Origin of the sequence: Vibrio sp. 1562 (assembly GCF_033340155.1) — a bacterium.
GTDB lineage: Bacteria > Pseudomonadota > Gammaproteobacteria > Enterobacterales > Vibrionaceae > Vibrio > Vibrio alginolyticus.
On the sequence record NZ_JAWOVY010000310.1, the window covers coordinates 1 to 718 of the forward strand.

At 48.2% G+C, this 718-nt stretch carries 1 protein-coding gene and 1 pseudogene; both read right to left on the minus strand.

The annotated features are described in order from the left end of the window. Nucleotides 1-64 (minus strand): annotated as a pseudogene (locus tag R7Z49_RS24865) (protein-L-isoaspartate O-methyltransferase); the annotation flags it as partial. Beyond that, the coding region (surE, locus tag R7Z49_RS24870) for a 5'/3'-nucleotidase SurE (RefSeq protein WP_318112360.1) at nt 64-718 on the minus strand (655 nt) is incomplete at its 5' end. The pseudogene R7Z49_RS24865 and the gene surE, both read right to left, overlap by 1 nt.

Genomic DNA, 718 nt, shown 5'->3' on the forward strand with positions numbered 1-718 from the left:
GTTGATCTTTGATGCCACTGGAGATAAGAAACGCTATCAACCTGTCAGCATGTGGGTTACTCATTACTTCTCTTCCTTCAACCAACTATCCATCGCACGCAGAGACTCATGAGCCGTGAGGTCTACTTGCAGTGGGGTAATAGAAACTCGACCGTGCTCAATCGCATAGAAGTCGGTACCTTCACCCGCATCTTGTTCTTTCCCCGGAGGCCCTAACCAATAGATATCATGCCCACGCGGATCTTTCTGCTTGATCATATTCTCTGCGTGATGACGAGCACCCAAACGGGTCACTTCGATTTCACCAAGACTCTCGAGAGGCAAATCAGGTACATTCACATTCACCAAACGGTTGGTTGGGATTGGCGCTGCCAAGTGTTGCTCAACCAACTGTCGAGCAATTTTAGCAGCCGACTCAAAATGACGTTTACCAACCAGTGAAAATGCAATGGCCTGCACGCCAAGAAAGTGCCCTTCCATTGCAGCAGCGACGGTACCAGAGTACAGAACGTCATCCCCCAGATTTGCACCATGATTGATGCCAGATAATACAAGATCTGGCAGGTCATCTTTCATCAGCTCATTTAGAGCAAAATGAACGCAATCTGTCGGTGTCCCTTGAACCGAATAAGTATTAGGAGCAATTTCTGTGACTCGCAGAGGCTGTTCCAATGTCAGTGAGTTTGATGCACCAGAACGATTTCGGTCTGGGGCAACA